The following is a 20,600-nucleotide window of genomic DNA, read 5'->3' as shown; positions in this document are numbered from 1 at the left end:
TACATCTGCGGGCGCTGCCTTGTCAGGATGCAGCGTCCGCGCGCGCGGCTTCGAGCAGGTGCGCTTCGCCAATCAGTGCCGCCAGCACTTCGACATGGCGGCTGGCGGAATAGCCGCCTTCACCGCTGACCCGGCAATCGTTCAGCGTTGTTTCTATCTCGAACAGGCTGAAAACGGCAGGCCCGCTGCGCAACGGCGTCATCCCCAGTATCCGCCCCAGGTGCCGTTCTCGCCGATACTCGCTCGCCCCGACGCGTGCGGCCTCAACCAGCAGTTTCGGCCGGCGCAGCGACGACAGCATTCCCATGACATCCTGCATGTCTCGTATCCTTTCAATGAGGTGACGAGCCCATGGTGGCATGCTCCGGGCGATGTTGCGGAGCTGTCGCGCGCAGCGCGCGGCTTGTTCAGAATTGTTTATAAATTGAAGCTAATTTCAGGTGGTCGCAATTGTTGTTAACCAACAGGTAACCCCACACTGCCCAAGGTTGCGATATTCTGGGGAAAACTCTGTGGATAAATGACTGGCCTAGGGGATGAAAGACATGGTTTGCCGTAGCGAAACAGATGTTGCCGTTCGCCTTCCTGCCTGGGTGCCGGAAGATGCAAAGCACTATCTTGCCCATACGGAAGGTGGAGAGGCGATACGGAAACTGGCGCGACACGCGGGTTGCCACGCTTCGACGGTCTTGCGCCAGGTGCGAAAGATCGAAACCTTGCGGGACGATCCGCTTGTCGACGGGGCCCTGAGGCGGTTGGGACGCCTCAATGCCCGGACCGCCGACAAGGAGTTCGGAAAGATGACAGAGCCTCTCCGGGATGACCAGACACCGGATTCCGCCATGCTTGCCCGCGAAGCGCGGCGCGTGTTGCGCAGATTGTGTGAAACCAGCGCCGTGCTTGCGGTCGCGGATAAGATGGAAAAGGCCGTGGTGGTCCGCGACCTTGGCGACGGCGGCTCTACCCGCACTGCCGTGGTGGATGCGCCGGTGGCACAGGCGATGGCGCTGAAAGGCTGGATTGCCTGCCATGCGCCGGGCCGGATCTCGCGCTACCGGATCACGTCAGCGGGGCGGGTGGCACTGAGCAAGTTGCTGGCAGATCAAGAAAACAAGCTGCGCGGCTTTGCCGAGGCTCAGGCCGGCTTTGCCCGGACCTCGGATGCAGAGGCGGCCATGGAGGCCGCCGCCGCCGATCCACAGGCGCGCCGGCGGGCGATGATGACGGAAAGCCCGCTGGTGCTGCTTTCCCGGCGCCGGGACAAATCCGGTATGCCCTTTATCTGCGATGATCTGGTCCGGGCAGGGGAGCGCCTTCGCGAGGATTTCGAACTGGCGCAGATCGGCAATCGCGGCGCGCAAAACTGGGATCAGTTCCTGACACCGGGTGCGGACATGGAGGTGACAGAGCTGCCCCGTGGTCCGGAGGCGGCGAGAGGGCGTTTCATCGCCGCCCTCAAGGAGCTTGGGCCGGGGCTTGGTGACGTTGCGCTGCAATGCTGCTGCTATCTCGAAGGCCTTGAGATAACCGAAAAGCGTATGGGCTGGGCCGCGCGGTCCGGCAAGGTTGTCCTACGTATCGCGCTGCAGCGCCTCCAGCGGTTCTACGAGGAGACCAATGCCAAGGGCGGCGGGCTGATTGGCTGAAGCCTACCCCGGGGGGACGCGTTGGGCTTGCAGGAAACGGGCGCGGCAGATCGCCTCTGCCACGCCCGTCTTGTGTCGTACTGTCGAAATCAGCGCGGCAGGGCAGCGGCCTCGGCGGCAAGCGCCTCGATCCCTGCCCAATCGTCCACGTTCACCATGTCCTTCGGCGCCACCCAGCTTCCGCCGCAGCACAGAACGTTGGACAGCTTCAGGTAATCGCCCACGTTCTTCATGCTGACGCCGCCCGTAGGACAGAATTTCAGCTGGGGCAGCGGCGCGCCTATGGCCTTCAGCGCCGGCGCGCCGCCATTGGCTTCGGCGGGGAAGAACTTCAGCATGGTATAGCCGCGTTCATAAAGGCGCATCGCCTCCGACGAGGTGGCGGCCCCCGGCAGCAGCGGCAGGCCCGCTTCCTCGCAGGCATCTAGGAGCCGGTCCGTGGCACCGGGCGAGACGCCAAAGGTTGCGCCCGCGTCGATTGCCGCGTGGACATCCGCCGGGGTCAGAAGCGTTCCCGCGCCGACGATGCCGCCCTCGACCTTCGCCATTTCAGCGATGGCCTCGAGCGCGCAGGGGGTGCGCAGCGTCACTTCCAGCGCCGGAAGCCCGCCCTTGACCAGCGCCTGCGCAAGGGGCGCGGCCTTCGCGGCATCCTCAACCACCAGCACCGGGATCACCGGCGCCATGCGGCAGAGCTTTTCATTCGACAGGCTTGCGTCCTTCGGGGTGATCATGCGGGCCTCCTCGCGGGTCTGTTTCAGTGCCGTTTAGCACGATCCGGTTCCGATGTAAGGCGCTAACATTACTCTGAGCCGAACTCTTGTTCGTCCGCCGCAACCGCCGCGCGGAAATCCCCAAGCAACGTCGGATCGGCCGAATGCACGCGGTTCCAGGTGGGAATGAAGGGCGTTTCCTGCGGGTTCTCGATAAAGAGCTGCCCGGCTCTCACGATGTTCTCGCCGAACATCTCGATGGATCGCTCCTCGGCGTGGCGGTCTATGGTCAGCCCGTTCATCCGAGCATCTGCCGAATAGGCCTCAAGCAGATCAAGCGCGGAACGGTAATAGGTGGCCTTCAGCGTGCGGAACACGTGCGGCGTAAACACCGTACCATCGGCAGCCAGCTTGCGGTAGATCGCCTTGCAGATGTCCGTGGACATCCGCGACAGGCCCCGGCTTGCATCTTCGGGCGACAGATCCTGGTGTTTGTGGTCGTAGTTGTCGGCGACCTCCACCTGGCAGACCTGCCGGGGCCCGAGGTTGCGCCACGCCTCTGACAACACACCGATCTCGAGCCCCCAGTCGGACGGGATCCGCAGGTCCGGCAGCGGCCCGGTCCGCAGCGCCATCTCGCCCGACAAAGGGTATCGGAAGGCGCGCAGGTAATCGATGTAATCTCGGTCCCCGATGGTGCGCTTGAGCGCAATCAGAAGGGGCGAGACCAGGAGGCGCGTTACCCGGCCATTGAGCTTGCCGCCGCCAACTCGGGCGTAATACCCCTTGGACAGCTGGTAGGAAAAGGTCGGATTGGCAACGGGATAGACCAGCCGGTCGAGCATCTCGCGCTTGTAGGTGACGATGTCGCAATCATGGATCGCCATCACCGCGCTGTCAGCGCAGGAGATGAGGTAACCCATGCAGCCCCAGACGTTCTTGCCCTTGCCCGGCTCTTGTGGCGCAAGGCCCAGCCCTTCGAGCCGCTTCATGATGGCGGTCATTCGGGGGCTGTCGTTCCAGATCACCGTGGTGAGCTGAGGCAGCCCCGAGAAGAACTGGCGGGCGTGGCGATACTGTGCCTCGTTCGCACGGTCGAGCCCGACGATGATGCGATGCAGGTAACTTACCTTCGCCAGCTCCGACAGGATATTGGGAAGCGCATCCCCTTCGAGTTCCGAGAACAGCGACGGCAGGACCAACGAGATCTTGCGGCTTTGCGCGAAGGTGTCGAGCTCGTAGACCAGCTCTTCGTGCCGGCGTGAGCGCAGGTTGTGGAACTGGGCAATGTTGCCGTTCTGCTGGAAGTCGGCCATTCAGTCGTGTCCTTGCATGAGGGCGGGCTGATCGAGCAGCCCGAGGATGGCGGCATTCCAGCCTTCGGGGCCGGGCAGGGTGGTGCGCAGGATGCGCCCCTCTGCCTCGCCGGACAGGGGGGCGATTCCCTTGCCATGGTCGTTGCGGATGATGACGCCGCGGGTGGCGGTCTCGATCATTTCGATATCGTTGGGCGCATCGCCAAGCGCGATGGCGATGTCGCGGCCCAGATCACCCATGATGCCCTGCATCTGGCCCGCTTTCGTGCCACCAAAAGACAAGGTGAGGAAGCGTCCGCCGCTGCGGGCGGTGACGCCGCGTGCCTCCAGCGCCGCAAGGAAGGCGCGCTGCCCGGCGTCGGATCCGGACCACAGGCCCGGTTCGGTAAAGCTGCGCTGTCGGGCAAGCCCCGCGCCCTCGGGGTTCAGGCCGGTAATCTGCGCGACCTGCGCATCGGTCATGTCGCCGAATCCGCGGTAGGGCGCCCGCAGGTCTTGGGGCAGCTCGGACAGGATGGTACGCAGCCTGTCGTAATCGCCATGAGCGCCAAGGGTATCGCCCGGTGTCACTCGGGCGGCGCCGTTCTCGACGATGATCGGCGTGTCCCCAAGGCCAAGCGCCGCATGCAGCGGCAGCATCTCTGGCGCGGTCTTGGAACTGGCAAGGATCAGCGGCACGCCAAGCTGCGACAGTGCGTGCAGCGCAGGGGCCGCGGCGGCGTGGCTGTAGGTGGCGTGGTCCAGCAAGGTTCCGTCGAGATCGGTAAAGACGATCAGCCGTCCGTGCCATTCATGCAGGGTCTTCATGAAGATGAGGTAACCATATCCCAATTGACGGGGGAACATTCCACGCGCCTTTGCCTCGCCGCGACAAGGCAACTTGCCACTTTGCCAAGCGATTCTGTGCAGGCCACAGCCCGTAGTTGAAACGAAAAACGCCGCCCGGTGAGGGGCGGCGTTCCGGTTGGGTCGGGAGCGGATCGCTCAGGCGACGTTTTCGAGGCTGACTTCCGGTGTCACGCCGAGCGCGTGGCAGACATCGCGGGTCAGTTCCGGACGGTTGAGCGTGTAGAAGTGCAACTTGTCGACACCGCCTTCAAGCAGCTCGGTGCACAGTTCGGTACAGATTGCCGTGGCAAGCAGATCCGTACGACCATCGCGTTCGGCGGCCTCAAAGGCCTCGATCACCCATGCGGGGATCTTGGTCCCGGTGGCCTCGGCAAAGCGGCGCGCGCCCTTCCAGTTCTCGATGGGCAGGATGCCCGGCACGATCGGCTTGTCGATCCCGGCCTTCTCGCAGGCATCACGGAACCGGAAGAAGCTGTCTGCCTCGAAAAAGAACTGGGTCAGCGCCTCGGAGGCACCGGCGTCAAACTTGCGCTTGAGGTACTCCACGTCCGATGTGGCACTGGGGGCCTCGGGGTGGATGTCGGGATAGGCGCCGACGCGGATGTTGAAATCACCGGTCTCACGCAGTGCCTCGATCAGCTCGACCGAGCTCTTGAAGCCGTCCTCGTGGGGCACGAACCCATCCGAGCCCTTGGGCGGATCGCCCCGCAGAGCGACGATGTCGCGAACACCGGCTTCGCGGAACTGCTTCGCGATGCCAAGGGTTTCCTCGCGGGTGGCGTTAACGCAGGTGAGGTGCGCCGCGACCGGCAGGCCGGAATGCTTGTGCAGGGTCGCCACCACGTCACGGGTCAGCTCGCGCGTCGTACCACCGGCACCATAAGTCACGGAGACAAAGCGGGGTGCGAGCGGGGACAACGTCTGCATGGTGTCCCACAGGCGGAAGGTCGCCTCGATGTTGCGGGGCGGGAAAAATTCGAAAGAGATCTCGGGGCGGTTCATGCCTTGGGTCCTCGTCTTGGTTGGCCTCTTGTCGCACAGATGCGGATGTGAGACAAACTCATAAATCTCAACAACAACATGAGCGAAACGCTAGGATGCATATCGAGTTCCGTCACTTGCGGACCATCAAGGCCATTCACGATTCCGGCGGCCTCGCGCGGGCGGCGGACGTGCTGAACATCACGCAATCGGCCCTGTCCCACCAGATCAAGGGGCTCGAGGATCAGACCGGGGTCGAGCTTTTCGTGCGCCGGTCCAAGCCCATGCGCTTGTCGGCGGCGGGGATGCGGCTGCTTCGCCTGGCCGAACAGGTGCTGCCCCAGGTCGAGGCGGCACAGGCCGAATTCGATGGTCTGCGCGCGGGCAAATCGGGGCGGCTGCACATCGCCATCGAATGCCACGCCTGTTTCGAATGGCTTTTCCCGGTGCTCGAGGCGTTTCGCAAGAGCTGGCCCGACGTGGACGTCGACATCCGCCCCGGCCTTGCCTTCGACGCGCTGCCCGCGCTGCAGAAGGAAGACGTGGACGTGGTGATCTCATCCGATCCGGAGGTGCTGCCGGGGGTCACTTTCACGCCGCTCTTCGACTACAGCCCGGTGTTCGTGGCCGCTGCCACCCATCCGCTGGCGGAAAAGGACTGGATTGACGCGCAGGACTTCCGGGGCGAAACGCTTATCACCTACCCGGTGGACCGGGCGCGGCTCGACATTTTCTCGCAGCTTCTGAGCCCGGCCAAGGTCGAGCCTGCTGGCATCCGCCAAGTGGAGCTGACGGCGGTGATCCTGCTGCTGGTGGCATCGAATCGCGGCATCTCGGTGTTGCCGGATTGGGTGGTGCGCGAGGTGAAATACAGCTCGGACTACATCACCCGGCCCCTGACCGAAACCGGCCTCAAGCGCACGCTTTACGCCGCCAACCGCACGGATGACCTGGAAAAGCCCTTCATGAAGGACCTTGTCCGTCTTGCCGGTGTCGAGGCGAGAAAGCTGCAGCGATGAACAGCACGTCCCGGCCCGCAAAAGGCCGGGACGGCCGTATTGTCAGAGGGTCTGGAGATCAGACGCCATCATGCGCCCGTCGCGACCCTCCTTGAGTTCATAGCTGACCTTCTGATTGTCGGCGAGGCCGGTCAGGCCAGAGCGTTCTACCGCTGAAATATGGACGAAAATATCCTTGCCGCCGTCGTCCGGGGCTATAAAACCGTAGCCCTTTGTGGTGTTGAACCATTTCACGGTGCCATTCGGCATGTTCCCGTGCTCCTTCCAGTCGTTCCCAATGTTCTGCCCGGTCATGCCGGGCGCCCCGCAACGTTCGCTTTTGGGGGGAGCAGCGGCTGGCGCACCGTCTCCCCGTGTCCGGTCGGCGAAGTTACAACCTGAGCGTTGCACAGGTTCGGCAAAAATCAAGACAAAGACTTCGCTCTCGCAGCGTCAGGCGCTATTTTGCCCCTTCAGAGGCAAAAGGAATGGCCAAAATGAAGCTGTACGGGCTCAAGACCTGCGACACCTGCCGCAAGGCGAAAAAGGCGCTGCCGGAGGCGGACTTCATCGACGTGCGCGAGGAGGGCGTCCCCGCCGAGTTGCTGAGCGCAGCGCTCGTGCGCTTTGGTGACAAGCTGGTGAACACACGCTCCACCACCTGGCGCGAGCTCTCTGAGGAAGACCGCAAGGGCACCCCGCAGGAGCTGCTGACCCAGCATCCCACCTTGATGAAACGCCCACTTATCGATGACGGAGAGACACTGTACCTTGGCTGGGACAAGGCCACGCAGGCATCGCTCGGGGTCTGAACCGCGTCAAAGGTGATGAAGCCAGACATGAAAACGCCCCCGGCAGAGCGCTGCGCGGGGGCGTTTTGCTGTGTTGCGACCGTGGCCCGGCTCAGGGCTCAGCGCAGGTCGGGTGCGGTGGCCTCGTGGCCAAGCTCTGCGGTGATCTCGTCGAGCAAGGCAACCTTGGTCTGCTTTTCGCCAAGTCGGCGCACGGTGACGGTGCGTTCCTCCACTTCGCGATGACCAACCGCAAGGATGACCGGCACCTTGCCCACGGAATGCTCGCGGACCTTGTAGTTGATCTTCTCGTTGCGCAGGTCGGCCTCGGCGCGCACGCCAGCGGCCTTGAGTGCGGTGACAACCTCCAGAACGTAATCGTCGGCCTCGGACGTGATCGAGGCGACAACCACCTGGCGCGGGGCCAGCCAGAAGGGCAGCTTGCCTGCGTGTTCTTCGATCAGGATGCCGATGAAGCGCTCGAAGCTACCCAGCACGGCGCGGTGGAGCATGACCGGGCGGTGCTTTTCACCATCTTGGCCCACATAGCTGGCATCGAGCCGCTCCGGCAGGTTGGGGTCCACCTGAAGCGTGCCGCACTGCCATTCGCGGCCGATTGCGTCGGTCAGCGTGAACTCGAGTTTCGGGCCATAGAAGGCGCCTTCGCCTTCCTGCAGCTCGAACCCGTAGCCGGCCGCCTTGCAGGCATCGCCAAGCGCCGCCTCGACCCGGTCCCAACTCTCCTCGGACCCGATACGTTTTTCGGGACGGGTGGAAAGCTTGATGGTCCAGTTCTCGAAGCCGAGGTCGGCGTAGATGCGGGCAAGAAATTCAATGAATTTCTTGGTCTCCGCCTCGATCTGGTCATCGGTGCAGAAGATGTGGGCGTCGTCCTGCGTAAAGCCGCGCACCCGCATGATGCCGTGCAGCGCGCCCGACGGCTCGTAGCGGTTGCACGAGCCGAATTCGGCCATGCGCAGCGGCAGGTCGCGGTAGGACTTGAGCCCATGGTTGAAGATCTGCACGTGGCAGGGGCAGTTCATCGGCTTGAGCGCGTTGATCGCCTTTTCACGGGCATGTTCTTCGTCCACTTCGACGATAAACATGTTTTCCTGGTAGTTGTCCCAGTGCCCGGAGGCTTCCCACAGCTTGCGGTCGACGACCTGCGGAGTGTTCACTTCCACATAGCCGCCGGCGGTCTGCATGCGGCGCATGTAATCCTGCAGGCTGGTGTAGATCGACCAGCCGTTCGGATGCCAGAAGATCTGGCCCGGCGCTTCGGCCTGCAGGTGGAACAGGTCCATCTCGCGGCCCAGCTTGCGGTGATCGCGCTTGGCCGCTTCTTCGAGGAAGTTGAGGTATTTCTTCAGATCATCGCGGTTCTTGAAGGCCACGCCCTGGATGCGCTGCAGCATGGGGCGGGTGACATCGCCGAACCAGTAGGCGCCCGAGACGCCCATCAGCTTGAACGCGTCGGCGGGCAGCTGGCCGGTGTGCTGAAGGTGCGGGCCGCGGCACAGATCCTGCCACGCACCGTGCCAGTACATGCGGATCGGCGCGCCTTCGGGGATACGATCGAGCAGCTCGACCTTGTAGGGCTCGCCGCTGTCCTCGTAATGCTTGCGCGCACGCTCCCGGTCCCAGACCTCGGTGCGGACGGGATCTCGGGCCGCGATGATTTCCTTCATCTTGGCTTCGATCTCGCCAAGATCCTCGGGGGTGAAGGGCTCGGTGCGGTCAAAATCGTAGAACCAGCCGTTCTCGGTCACCGGGCCAATGGTGACCTTGGTGTCCGGCCAGATCGCCTGGACCGCGCGGGCCATGACATGCGCCATGTCGTGACGGATCAGCTCAAGCGCGGCGTCCTCTTCGGACATGGTGTTGATGGCGATGGCGGCATCGGCCTCGATCGGCCACTGAAGATCCCAGTGTTGGCCGTCGACGGTGGCGGAAATCGCCTTCTTCGACAGGCTCTTGGAGATCGACGCAGCGACATCGGCGGCGGTTACGCCGGCCTCGAACTCACGTGCATTGCCATCGGGAAAGGTTAGGGAGATCTGGGCCATCTATGGCTCTCCTCGTCGGTCTGGCGCCCACGGAACGCCCGGTTGCGGGTATATGGTTACCTGCGCCTTGTGACCCCCGTGGTCAGGGGTGTCAAGAACCCGTGGTGCCCCCTTGTGGTGCTGGCGATGCGGCTTATCCTTTTAATGGAACGGGATGCGGGCGCCGGCGGGCGCGCCATCCCGAACGGCAACAGGAGACAGCGATATGATCCGTCGCACATATGCCATGGTTCTTTTCACCGCCGCGCTCGGAGCGGCGGCCCCTGGCCTTGCCGCCGCGCAAGGTTACGCGCAGGGCAGCACAGGCGTGCACGAGCGCAACTGGACCCTCAGCATCGGACGCCCCGTAACGCTGACCCGAGGCGAAAAAAGCCGCCTTGCTTTCCTGATGCCCCGGGCTGACCCGGCCAGCATCACGCCCGAACAGGCCGGGCGGGTGAGGGGCATCCTCCACAGCAACCGAAGCGACAGCAACAAGCGCAGCCGCCTCCGGATGATCCTGCGAAACTGACCGCGCCGAAAAGGGCTGGCTTAGTGTTTCGAAGCATCGTCCCAGCGCGCCTCGAGCACCTCGAGCGCGGCGATACGCTCTTCGGTCTTGGGGTGTGACAGCAGCCATGCGGGCACACCGCGCCCGCCGCCGGAGAGCTGATCGAGCTTGCGGAACAACGACTTCTGATGGGTCACGCCGATCCCCGCCTTGTGCAGGAGGGCCGCGGCATAGGCATCCGCCTCGTATTCATCGCCGCGCGACAGTCGTGCCGACAGCAGGCGCATGAGCATGCTTGCAACCCATGGACCAACACCCGGCAGGATCCGTCCCAACACCATCACGAGGGCTGTCCGGATAGCATTCTGCCCGGAAAAGTCGATCATCCGCCGCCGCGAATGCCCCAGCGCCACGTGCCCCAGCTCGTGCGCGATGACGCTGGCGAGCTCCTCGGCCGACACCTCACCGGCACGGTAACGGTTGTAGAACCCGCGCGTGATGAAGATCCGTCCATCCGGCGCCGCCAGCCCGTTGACCGGCTCGATCTCGTAAATGTTCACGCGGATTCGCGGCAGGTCCAGCGCCTTGGCCATCCGGTCGGTCAGCGCCCTGAGCTGCCCATCCGCAAGCTCGGTCGATTTCGCGTCCAGCTCGCGAGAGGTACGCCAGACCGAAAAGCGATACATCGCAAAGCCGTAAAGCAGCGCCAGCAGGATCGGGGTAAACTTCAACATACCACACAATATGGGCCCGGCCTGCGCCGGTTCCAAGCCGAACCTGCGCCGGTTCTTGGGCATGACCCGCTGTTTCTTCTCTTTCCAGATACGCAAAAGAAAAACGTCCCGGCCAGAACCCCGGCCGGGACGTATTGATCACTTCGGGGCGGGAGGGGCTCAGCCCTCTTCGACCTCGTCTTCGTCGCCCTGGTCGGCAATCCAGGCCACCGACACGACGACCTCGCCTTCGCGGGTATTGAAGACCTTCACACCGCCCGCTGCGCGGGACCGGAAGGAAATGCCTTCCACGGGCACCCGGATCGACTGGCCGGTCGAGGTTGCCAGCATGATCTGGTCGTCCATTTCGACCGGGAAGGAGGCCACGATCTCGCCGCCGCGCATGGATTTCTCCCACGCGGTCACGCCCATGCCGCCACGGCCCCGAACGGGGTAGTCATGGCTCGAAGACAGCTTGCCGACACCCTTGGCGGTGATCGTCAGCAGCAGGTTCTCGGCAGCGGACATCTCGGCATAGCGCTCGGCCGGCAGCAGGCTGTCGGCGTTGCCTTCCTCTTCATCCGAAGAGCCTTCGGCATCGTCCGCGAGCCCGGCCATGGCACGGCGCATCTTGAGGTAGGAGGCCCGCTCGTCCGATTCCGCCTCGAAGTGGCGGATGATGGACATGGACACGACCTCGTCCCCATTCGACAGCTTGATGCCCCGCACCCCGGTGGAGTTGCGCGAGTTGAACACCCGCACCTCCGGCACCGGGAAGCGGATCGCGCGGCCCGAGTTGGTGACAAGCATGATGTCGTCATCCTCGGAGCAGATCCGGGCGTTGATGAGACGAGTGGTTTCGTCTTCGCCATCGAACTTCATCGCGATCTTGCCGTTGCGCATGACGTTGGTGAAATCCGAAAGCCGGTTGCGGCGCACAGAGCCCTTGGAGGTGGCAAAGACGATCTGCAGATCGTCCCAGTCGGCCTCTTCCCGGTCCACCGGCATGATCGCCGCCACCGACACCCCTTGCGGGATCGGCAGGATGTTGACGATCGCCTTCCCGCGCGAGGTCCGGCCACCCTGCGGCAGGCGCCAGGTCTTGAGCTTGTATACCATGCCCTCGGTGGTGAAGAACAGCAGCTGGGTGTGGGTGTTGGCCACGAACAGCTGCGTGACCACGTCGTCCTCTTTCAGGCCGCCGCCCGAAAGCCCCTTGCCGCCACGCTTCTGGGCGCGGAATTCACCCAGCGGCGTGCGCTTGATGTAGCCGCCGGCGGTGACGGTGACGACCATGTCCTCACGCTCGATGAGGTCCTCGTCCTCCATGTCGCCGGCCCAGTCGATGATCTCGGTCCGGCGGGGAACGGCGAACTGTTCCTTCACCGCGCTAAGCTCGTTTGACACGATCTCCATGATCCGCTCGCGGCTGCCGAGGATCTCGAGGTATTCGCGGATCTTGCCTGCCAGTTCCTCGAGCTCGTCGGTGACTTCCTTGACCCCGATCTGGGTCAGGCGCTGCAGCCGCAGCTCGAGGATGGCCCGGGCCTGCGTTTCCGACAGGTTATAGGTGCCGTCCTCGTTCGCGGTGTGGGTCGGGTCATCGATCAGCGCGATGTAGGGCAGGATATCCTCGGCGGGCCAGCGCCGGGTCATCAGCTTGTCGCGCGCCTCGGCCGCATCGGCGGACTGGCGGATGGTGCGCACCACCTCGTCGACGTTCGACACTGCCACGGCCAGACCGCAGAGGATATGCGCCCGCTCGCGCGCCTTGCGCAGCAGGTAGGCCGTGCGGCGCGCCACCACGTCCTCGCGGAAGTCCACGAAGGCGGTGAGGAAGGCCCGCAGGGTCAGCTGCTCAGGCTTGCCGCCGTTCAGCGCCAGCATGTTGCAGCCGAAAGAGGTCTGCATCGGCGTGAAGCGGTAGAGCTGGTTCAGCACCACCTCGGCGGTGGCATCGCGCTTGAGCTCGATTACCACGCGCACGCCGGAGCGGTCGGATTCGTCCTGAACGTGCGAGATGCCTTCGATCTTCTTGTCACGGACGGATTCGGCGATCCGCTCGATCATCACCGCCTTGTTCACCTGGTAGGGGATCTCGTCGATGACGATGGCATAGCGGTCGCGCTTGATCTCCTCGATCCGGGTCTTGGCCCGGATGATGACGCTGCCGCGCCCCTCGAGGTAGGCCTTTCGCGCGCCCGATCGACCAAGGATCACGCCACCCGTGGGAAAGTCCGGGGCAGGGATGTATTCGATCAGCTGCTCGGACGACAGGTCCGGGTTCTCGATCAGCGCAAGTGTCGCGTCCGCCACTTCACCAAGGTTGTGTGGCGGGATGCGGGTGGCCATGCCGACGGCGATGCCCTCGGAGCCGTTTACAAGGATGTTGGGGTAGCGCGCCGGGAGAACCACAGGCTCGCTGCGCTCGTTGGCGTAGTTCGGAACAAAATCGACGGTGTCCTTGTCGATGTCCTCGAGCAGCGCCTCGGCGGTCTTGTCGAGTCGGGCCTCCGTGTAACGGTAGGCCGCGGGCGGGTCGCCGTCCATGGAGCCGAAGTTGCCCTGGCCATCGATCAGCGGCAGGGACATGGAAAAGTCCTGCGCCATCCGCACCAGAGCGTCGTAGATCGCGCTGTCGCCGTGGGGGTGGTAGCGGCCCATGACATCGCCGACGGCGGTCGCGCATTTGCGATAGCCCTTGGCGCGGGTCTGGCCGTTTTCCCACATGGTATAGAGGATCCGGCGGTGGACCGGTTTGAGACCGTCCCGCAGGTCCGGAATCGCGCGGCTCACGATCACGCTCATGGCGTAATCGAGATAGCTCGATTTCATCTCGTCGATGATCGAAATACCGGGTCCGGTGGGAGCAGGACGCTCGGGTCTGCTCATTTCGTCATCGTTTTCAGGGGGTTCCGGCGTATCCGTCACGTTGCTCGCCTGTCCGTCGTGAAGCTATATCTTGTTGAAACCGCTTATACCAGAGACAGGATATGGGGCGCAATGGTGGCGCGCCCGCATTTCTGGCAGCCACCTTGATTGCCTGCCAACAACCTGTTTTCATTGAAAAATAACTGAACTGTCCGCAAGCTGTTACAACAGGGCAGACAGGAGGTAAAGCGATGCAGGAAACGCCGACGGAACTCATGCTGAAAGGCTACGGGCTGACCACCGCGGAAATCTTCTATCGCATGCCGGATTACAGGAATGTTCTCAACACCTTCGTCTGGCAGGAGTATGATCTTGCCCCGGACCACAAAAGGCTCTTTGAGTTCATTGAATTCTGGCAGGATAGCATCGAGGGGCCTCTGCATTCGATCCGCTTTACACATCGCAAGATGATCGGTGCCGGGGAGTGGCGGCAGGTGGTTGGCGAATTCCGCTACCACTAGGTCCGGGCCCGGTGGCAACAGGGGGCTCTGCCCCCGTCTCCTGTGGAGACTCCCCCGGGATATTTTGGTCAAAGGAAACCGGGAGCCGCGCTTGGCGCGTCCAGTCGCTGCACGTATCCTGGGGCGCTGCGCCGCAGGCGAAGAGGGGCAGCGCCCCTCCATCGCCATGAGATCAGGGAATGATCCGGGTGTATTTCGTGCCTTCGAGTGTCGCGCCGAGGCGCAGGCCGGACTGGCCGAAGATCACCGCGATGACGGGCGCGAGCGAGGTAGTGGTTTCCGCCGCCAGGGTCTCGCCGCGTTCGGGGGTGGCATATTCCACGTTCGCGCCGGCGGCCCAGCCGGGGGAGTAGCGGAAGTTCTGCAGCGCGTCTTGCGTCATGAAGAACAGCACATGGGCATATTGCTGGGCGCCGATCTGCAAGCCGCCGGAGCCCTTGACCATGGAGTAGTAATCCACGGTGGCACCGCCCACGCGCAGCGCGCCGCGGCCGTAGGCGCCGCCAAGGCCAAGCCCGGCTTCGGTCACCAGCGGCATCACGAGCATGCCGGTGGACTTGTTGGCAAGATCCACCGTGCCGGGGAACTGCGAGTACATCTGGCTCAGGGTGCTGTCCACGCGCGCGTCGATGGTCGGCGCGCCAACGCTGCCGACACCGTTTCCACATGCGGCAAGAAGCCCCGAAGCGCCCAACCCGAGAGCAAGGCTGCGTCTGCTGATGGTCATGATCTGCTCTTTCGTCCTGTCTCTGTCCAAGCCGGGCGATCCCGGCCCCTGTGCAAGCCGGCTGAGCCGGCCCCTTGTAAGCCGGCCATGCCGACAATAGCCTGTCCGCCCGACTGTCCCGCCGGTTGCTGGCCAAAACCATAGCTGCGGTTGCCGGGGCTGTCACGCCGAACCGGGCCTGGAGGGCGGCATTCCGCCGTTCGAAGGCGCTTTGCGCGTCGCTGCGCGGAGATCAGCCGTTGAGCAGGCGTGCCGCCGCCGGCGCAAAGTAGGTGAGTACGCCATCGCAGCCCGCGCGTTTGAATCCGGTCAGGCTTTCCAGCATGACCTTGTCGTGGTCGAGCCAGCCGCGCTCGGCAGCGCCCGCCAGCATCGCGTATTCGCCGGACACCTGATAAGCGAAGGTGGGCGCGCCGAACATGTCCTTGGCGCGGCGGCAGATGTCGAGATAGGGCATCCCCGGCTTCACCATGATCATGTCGGCGCCTTCAGAAAGGTCGCGCTCTATCAGGCGCATGGCCTCGTCGGAGTTGCCGGGCTGCATCTGATAGGTGGTCTTGTCGCCCTTGAATACACCAGACGCGCCCACCGCATCGCGGAAGGGGCCGTAGAAGGCCGAAGCGAACTTGGCAGCATAGCTCAGCAGCAGCGTGTTGCGGAACCCTTCGCGCTCCAGCTCGGCCCGGATCGCGCCGATACGACCGTCCATCATGTCCGACGGGCCGATGATGTCGGCGCCTGAGCGGGCCTGGCTCAGGGCCTGCTTCACGAGGGCTTCGACGGTTTCGTCGTTGATGATCTCGCCATCCCGGACGAACCCGTCATGGCCGTTGATGTTGTAGGGATCGAGCGCCACGTCGGTCATCACCGCCATGTCGGGAACCGCATCCTTGATCGCCCGCGTGGCGCGGTTGGACAGGTTCTCGGGGTTCCAGGCCTCGGCGCAATCCTCGGTCTTGAGATGCTCGGGCGTGTAGGGGAAAAGGCAGATCGCCGGGATGCCAAGGGCATGGGCCTCGCGCGCCGCCTCGACCACCTTGTCCACCGACAGCCGGTTGACGCCGGGCATGGAGGCCACGGGTTCCATCACGCCGTCTCCGTCGCGCACGAAGACCGGCCAGATGAAATCGCCCGGGCTCAGCACCGACTGGTTCACCAGCGCGCGGATGGCCGGCGATTTGCGGAGCCTGCGCAGACGTGTTGCCGGAAAGGCGGCAAGGGTGGGTTTCATGACGGGCCTCTCTTGTAAACGTGCCTCTTGGGTGGCATGGAAAGAGCGCCCTCACAAGAGGGCGCGCTGTCACAGGGCTGCGCATGAAGGCCCGGCCCCGGCCGGCACCGACAGGGGTTCAAGGCCTAGTGGACTGGTATCGCATCGTTCTGGAAACCATTGAATTGCGATCCTTTTCCAACCTGTGGTTCTGGATTGCCCTTGCCGTCATGTGGTCGAGCGCGAGCCACTGGGTGCTGGGCGTTCCCTTCGACATGGTGATGCGCGCCCGCCGGCAGGGTGGACAGGCCGAGCTTGATCTTGAGGACATGGTCCGGATCAACGTGAACCGCCTGCTCTATATCTCCGAGGTTTCCGGCGTCTGGGTCATCGGCATTGGCTGCATGATCCTCAGCGCCCTTCTGGTGTCCGGGTTCGTCTACGGGGCCGAGATCAGCCAGGCCCTGTTCCTGCTGGGCTGCCCCATGGCGCTGGTCGGGCTTCTGAGCGTGCGGATCGCCCTGCGCATCCGCGGTTTCGGCCTCACCGGCCCGGACCTGTGGCGAAAGCTTGGCACACATCGGTTCGTCATCCAGCTGATCGGCATGATGTCGATCTTCATCACCGCGCTGTGGGGGATGTTCCACAACATGACCTTCACGGCCCTCGGCGGCTGAGCGCACGCATTTGCGCAGTTGACGGCAGGGCTCGCGCGGGCCAAATCAGCGCTCATGGCAAAGACCCAGATCCCCCCGGCCCGCATCACCATGGGCGGCGCGCCCGAAGGTTTCGACGCAACGCTTGTTCTGGCCGAGGTCGAGAAGGCCGGCGGCCCGGTGCTGCACGTCGCCCGCGACGACCAACGCATGGCGGCGCTGCGCGATGCGCTGGCGTTCTTCGCGCCGGACATGCCGGTGATCACATTCCCGGGCTGGGATTGCCTGCCCTATGACCGGGTGTCACCCAATCCCGACATTTCCGCCACGCGGATGGCGACGCTGGCGGGGCTGGTCCACGGCATGCCCGAGCGCTTCATCCTGCTCACCACGCTGTCGGCGGCCACGCAATACCTACCGCCAAGGGATACACTGCGCGAGGCCGCCTTCGGGGCCCGCGTCGGCGATCGCATCGATGAGGCGGCCTTGCGGCAGTTCCTCGTGCGCATGGGCTTCGTGCAGTCACCCACGGTGACCGAGCCGGGAGACTACGCGGTTCGTGGTGGCATCATCGACATCTTCCCGCCCGGCGATGGCGGTCCGGTGCGGCTCGATCTTTTCGGTGATGTTCTGGACGGGGCGCGCCGCTTCGATGCGGTGACTCAGCGCACCACCGAGACGCTTGACGCGGTCGAGCTGGCTCCGGTCTCCGAGGTCATCCTCGACGAGGCCGCGATCCTGCGCTTCCGCCAGAACTACAGGGTGGAGTTCGGGGCAGGCGGCGCGGACGATCCGCTGTATGAATCCGTCACCGCCGGGCGCAAGCAGCAGGGTATGGAACACTGGCTGCCGTTCTTCCACGAGCGCCTCGAGACGCTGTTCGATTACATGCCCGGTGCGCCGCTGCTGATGGACGATCAGCTCACCGCCGCGCGGTTGGCACGGTGGGAGAGCATTTCCGACCAGTACGACACCCGCCGCCACGCCATGACGCAGAAGGGCCGGCTGGATTCGGTCTACAAACCCGTGCCGCCGGGGCAGCTATACCTCGACGACACCGCGTGGGAGATGGCCACCGAAGGCCGCCGCGTGGTGCAGTTCCATCCGCTGCAGCAGGGCTCGGGCCCCGGCGTGGTGGATGCAGGCGGGCGCATCGGACGAAACTTCGCACCCGAGCGGCAGCAGGAGAACATCAGCCTTTTTGCGGCTCTCGCGGACCATGTGAAGAAGAAGATGGCGCAGGGCCCTGTCCTCATCGCCTCGTGGTCCGAAGGCGCGCGGGAACGTCTGACCGGCCTTATCGAAGATGAAGGTCTGTCCGAGGCAGTGCCCGTCGCCAACGGCGCCCGCATTGGCAAGCGCGGGCTGCATCTTGCGGTCTGGGCGCTGGAGACGGGCTTCGAGGCGCCTTTCGGGGATGGCCGAATTACGGTGATCTCCGAGCAGGACGTGCTTGGAGACCGGCTGATCCGTGCCCCGAAAAAGCGTCGCAAGGCCGAGAATTTCCTGACCGAAACGCAGTCCCTGTCGCCGGGTGATCTCGTGGTCCACGTCGATCACGGCATTGGGCGTTACCATGGCTTGGAGGTGATCACTGCGGCCGGCGCGGCGCATGAATGCCTGCTTCTGGAATACGCTGAAAGTGCGCGCCTCTACCTGCCGGTCGAGAACATCGAGCTTTTGTCGCGCTATGGCCATGATGAAGGGCTTTTGGACAAGCTCGGCGGCGGCGCATGGCAGGCCAAGAAGGCCCGCATGAAGGAACGCATCCGGGAGATGGCCGACAGGCTCATCCGCATCGCGGCCGAGCGGGCGCTACGCAAGGCGCCAGTCATCGACCCGCCGCCGGGGGCTTGGGAAAGCTTCTGCGCCCGCTTCCCCTACACGGAAACCGACGATCAGGTCTCGGCAATCGAGGATGTGCTGTCGGACATGGACAGCGGCCAGCCCATGGACCGTCTGATCTGTGGCGATGTGGGCTTCGGCAAGACCGAGGTTGCCATGCGTGCGGCCTTCGTTGCAGCCATGTCCGGCGTGCAGGTGGCGGTGATAGCGCCGACCACGCTGCTGGCCCGACAGCATTACAAAAGCTTCGCGGAACGCTTCCGGGGCTTCCCCATCAACGTAGCGCCGCTGTCGCGCTTCGTGTCTTCGGGGGATGCGGCCAAGACGCGGGATGGCATCTCGAAAGGCACCGTGGATATCGCGGTGGGCACCCACGCGCTGCTGGCCAAGGGGATCAAGTTCCAGAACCTCGGGCTGCTGATCATCGACGAAGAGCAGCATTTCGGCGTTGGTCACAAGGAGCGGCTGAAGCAGCTGCGCTCTGACATCCACGTGCTGACTCTGACGGCGACACCGATTCCGCGCACGCTGCAACTGTCGCTCTCGGGGGTGCGCGATTTGTCGATCATCGGCACGCCCCCGGTGGATCGCCTGTCGATCCGCACCTATGTGTCGGAATTCGACGCGGTGACCATCCGCGAGGCGCTGCTGCGCGAACATTTCCGAGGCGGCCAGAGCTTCTACGTCGTGCCGCGCATTTCGGACCTTATCGAAATAGAGGAGTTCCTGCGTGAACAGGTCCCCGAGGTCAGCTACGTGGTCGCCCACGGTCAGATGGCGGCGGGCGAGCTCGACGACCGGATGAATGCCTTCTACGACGGCAAGTATGATGTGTTGCTGGCGACGACGATCGTGGAATCGGGCCTCGACATCCCGACGGCCAACACCATGGTGGTGCACCGGGCGGACATGTTTGGCCTGTCGCAACTCTACCAGATCCGGGGCCGTGTGGGCCGGTCCAAGACCCGCGCCTATGCGTACCTCACCACCAAGCCGCGCACCAAGCTGACCGACACCGCCGAAAAGCGCCTGCGGGTTCTGGGCTCTCTCGACACGCTGGGGGCTGGGTTCACGCTGGCAAGCCAGGACCTCGACATCCGTGGGGCAGGCAACCTGCTTGGCGAAGAACAGTCCGGCCAGATGCGCGACGTTGGGTACGAACTCTACCAATCGATGCTCGAAGAGGCGATTGCCAAGATCCGCTCGGGCGAAAGCCAAGGCCTTATGGACGATGATGGCCAGTGGGCGCCGCAAATCAGCCTTGGCGTGCCGGTCCTCATCCCTGAGGATTACGTGCCCGATCTCGACGTCCGCCTTGGCCTGTACCGCCGCCTGTCCCAGCTGACCACGAAGGTCGAACTCGAAGGCTTTGCCGCCGAGCTCATCGACCGCTTCGGCAAGCTGCCAAAGGAGGTCAACACGCTGCTGCTGGTGGTGCGGATCAAGGACATGTGCAAAAGGGCAGGGATCGCCAAGCTCGACGCGGGCCCCAAGGGCGCGACGGTGCAGTTCCACAACGACAAGTTTGCCAAGCCCGAGGGGCTCGTGGAGTACATCCAAGGCGAGCGGGGTCAGGCCAAGATCAAGGACAACAAGATCGTCGTGCGCCGTGACTGGGCCCGGGACAGCGACAAGATCAAGGGCGCCTATGCCATTGCCCGGGACCTTGCCGAGAAGGCAGGGACCATCCGCATCAAGGAGAAGAAATAAGGCGCTGCGCGCTGCCACGCCTTTCGGCGCGGCCCGGGTGGGGGCGCTGCCCCCGTCCGCCTTCGGCGGCCTCCCCCGGGATATTTGAGGTCAAAGGAAACAAGGGGCGCGGTCTTGATGGCGCGCACCCCTTGTTTCTTCTCTTGTCAAATACGCACTGCAGGACCTTGGCCACGGGCAGGAGGCCACCGGAATCTGTGCGCATACAAGGTGAGCCAAATCCGNGGGCTGGTCAGCCCATGCGCTCGGAGGCGTAGCTGCCCGGGGAGGCGGGGAAGACCACCGTCTTGTTGCCGTTGAGGAAAACCCGGCGATGGATATGCGCGTGGATCGCGCGGGCCAGCACCTGCGCCTCGACGTCGCGGCCCAGCGAGACGTAGTCTTCGGGGGATTGCGCGTGGGTGACGCGCACCGTGTCCTGTTCGATGATCGGGCCTTCGTCGAGGTCGGCGGTGACGTAATGCGAGGTGGCCCCGATGAGTTTCACGCCGCGCTCG

19 protein-coding genes are annotated in these 20,600 nt (G+C 64.0%); 7 read left to right on the top strand and 12 right to left on the bottom strand.

Translation table 11 applies throughout. From position 1 onward, the window contains the following. Positions 1-22: 22 nt before the first annotated feature. Positions 23-319 (bottom strand): DUF6477 family protein, encoded by a 297-nt coding sequence (locus tag IEX41_RS12190; RefSeq protein WP_188790538.1) that lies wholly within the window; start codon positions 317-319, stop codon positions 23-25. 481 nt (positions 320-800) lie between these two features. Here IEX41_RS12190 and IEX41_RS12185 point away from each other — a divergent pair, with 481 nt between their 5' ends. Next, positions 801-1,646 (top strand): DUF6456 domain-containing protein, encoded by an 846-nt coding sequence (locus tag IEX41_RS12185; protein WP_308421504.1) that lies wholly within the window; start codon positions 801-803, stop codon positions 1,644-1,646. Between the two features lie 89 nt (positions 1,647-1,735). Here IEX41_RS12185 and eda read toward each other — a convergent pair whose 3' ends face one another. From eda to metF, 4 genes are all read right to left on the bottom strand, one after another. Continuing rightward, complete coding sequence (gene eda / locus IEX41_RS12180) at positions 1,736-2,380, bottom strand: bifunctional 4-hydroxy-2-oxoglutarate aldolase/2-dehydro-3-deoxy-phosphogluconate aldolase (protein ID WP_188790536.1); 645 nt, start codon at positions 2,378-2,380, stop codon at positions 1,736-1,738. 68 nt (positions 2,381-2,448) lie between these two features. Continuing rightward, entirely contained in the window at positions 2,449-3,675 is a 1,227-nt protein-coding gene (locus tag IEX41_RS12175; protein WP_188790535.1) for a glycosyltransferase family protein, read from the bottom strand. Further along, positions 3,676-4,482 carry an HAD-IIB family hydrolase gene (locus IEX41_RS12170; protein ID WP_188790912.1) on the bottom strand — a complete coding sequence of 269 codons (807 nt, stop codon included), beginning with the start codon at positions 4,480-4,482 and terminating at the stop codon, positions 3,676-3,678. A 177-nt stretch (positions 4,483-4,659) separates the two neighbouring features. After that, a complete protein-coding gene (gene metF / locus IEX41_RS12165; protein WP_188790534.1) occupies positions 4,660-5,526 on the bottom strand; it encodes a methylenetetrahydrofolate reductase [NAD(P)H] in 867 nt (288 codons plus the stop codon). Between the two features lie 95 nt (positions 5,527-5,621). Between metF and IEX41_RS12160 the strand changes: the two genes are divergently transcribed. Continuing rightward, the gene (locus IEX41_RS12160; RefSeq protein ID WP_188790533.1) at positions 5,622-6,524 is read left to right on the top strand and encodes a LysR family transcriptional regulator; all 903 of its coding nucleotides are present in this window, start codon (positions 5,622-5,624) and stop codon (positions 6,522-6,524) included. A gap of 42 nt (positions 6,525-6,566) precedes the next feature. Here IEX41_RS12160 and IEX41_RS12155 read toward each other — a convergent pair whose 3' ends face one another. Continuing rightward, positions 6,567-6,773: a cold-shock protein gene (locus IEX41_RS12155; RefSeq protein ID WP_188790911.1), complete on the bottom strand. Its 207-nt coding sequence runs from the start codon at positions 6,771-6,773 to the stop codon at positions 6,567-6,569. A 227-nt stretch (positions 6,774-7,000) separates the two neighbouring features. Here IEX41_RS12155 and IEX41_RS12150 point away from each other — a divergent pair, with 227 nt between their 5' ends. Further along, positions 7,001-7,315, top strand: coding sequence for an ArsC/Spx/MgsR family protein (locus IEX41_RS12150; protein WP_188790910.1), 315 nt, complete (start codon positions 7,001-7,003; stop codon positions 7,313-7,315). Positions 7,316-7,413: 98 nt separating this feature from the next. Here the strand turns inward: IEX41_RS12150 and thrS are convergent, their stop codons facing one another. Next, complete coding sequence (gene thrS, locus IEX41_RS12145) at positions 7,414-9,360, bottom strand: threonine--tRNA ligase (RefSeq protein ID WP_188790532.1); 1,947 nt, start codon at positions 9,358-9,360, stop codon at positions 7,414-7,416. Positions 9,361-9,565: 205 nt separating this feature from the next. Between thrS and IEX41_RS12140 the strand changes: the two genes are divergently transcribed. Next, positions 9,566-9,871 carry a hypothetical protein gene (locus IEX41_RS12140; RefSeq protein ID WP_188790531.1) on the top strand — a complete coding sequence of 102 codons (306 nt, stop codon included), beginning with the start codon at positions 9,566-9,568 and terminating at the stop codon, positions 9,869-9,871. A gap of 20 nt (positions 9,872-9,891) precedes the next feature. On the opposite strand, the gene IEX41_RS12135 is transcribed toward IEX41_RS12140, so the two are convergent. Beyond that, on the bottom strand, positions 9,892-10,584 hold the full coding sequence (locus IEX41_RS12135) for a M48 family metalloprotease (protein WP_188790530.1): 693 nt from the start codon (positions 10,582-10,584) through the stop codon (positions 9,892-9,894). A gap of 159 nt (positions 10,585-10,743) precedes the next feature. After that, positions 10,744-13,455 carry a DNA gyrase subunit A gene (gyrA, locus tag IEX41_RS12130; protein WP_229673199.1) on the bottom strand — a complete coding sequence of 904 codons (2,712 nt, stop codon included), beginning with the start codon at positions 13,453-13,455 and terminating at the stop codon, positions 10,744-10,746. A 230-nt stretch (positions 13,456-13,685) separates the two neighbouring features. Here gyrA and IEX41_RS12125 point away from each other — a divergent pair, with 230 nt between their 5' ends. Continuing rightward, the gene (locus IEX41_RS12125; protein ID WP_188790528.1) at positions 13,686-13,955 is read left to right on the top strand and encodes an usg protein; all 270 of its coding nucleotides are present in this window, start codon (positions 13,686-13,688) and stop codon (positions 13,953-13,955) included. A 172-nt stretch (positions 13,956-14,127) separates the two neighbouring features. Here the strand turns inward: IEX41_RS12125 and IEX41_RS12120 are convergent, their stop codons facing one another. Then, the gene (locus IEX41_RS12120) at positions 14,128-14,682 is read right to left on the bottom strand and encodes a lipid-binding SYLF domain-containing protein (RefSeq protein WP_188790527.1); all 555 of its coding nucleotides are present in this window, start codon (positions 14,680-14,682) and stop codon (positions 14,128-14,130) included. Between the two features lie 232 nt (positions 14,683-14,914). Further along, entirely contained in the window at positions 14,915-15,913 is a 999-nt protein-coding gene (hemB, locus tag IEX41_RS12115) for a porphobilinogen synthase (protein WP_188790526.1), read from the bottom strand. 128 nt (positions 15,914-16,041) lie between these two features. Between hemB and IEX41_RS12110 the strand changes: the two genes are divergently transcribed. Both IEX41_RS12110 and mfd read left to right on the top strand, forming a co-directional pair. Further along, on the top strand, positions 16,042-16,569 hold the full coding sequence (locus IEX41_RS12110) for a component of SufBCD complex (RefSeq protein WP_188790525.1): 528 nt from the start codon (positions 16,042-16,044) through the stop codon (positions 16,567-16,569). Positions 16,570-16,623: 54 nt separating this feature from the next. Next, a complete protein-coding gene (gene mfd / locus IEX41_RS12105) occupies positions 16,624-20,103 on the top strand; it encodes a transcription-repair coupling factor (protein ID WP_229673197.1) in 3,480 nt (1,159 codons plus the stop codon). A 232-nt stretch (positions 20,104-20,335) separates the two neighbouring features. Here the strand turns inward: mfd and IEX41_RS12100 are convergent. Continuing rightward, the coding region (locus tag IEX41_RS12100; protein ID WP_277874177.1) for a formyltransferase family protein at positions 20,336-20,600 on the bottom strand (265 nt) is incomplete at its 5' end.

This window comes from Salipiger pallidus, from assembly GCF_014643635.1.
Classification (GTDB): Bacteria; Pseudomonadota; Alphaproteobacteria; order Rhodobacterales; family Rhodobacteraceae; genus Salipiger; species Salipiger pallidus.
Note: the sequence above shows the minus strand (reverse complement) of the source record. Positions and strands in the feature narration are given on the sequence as shown.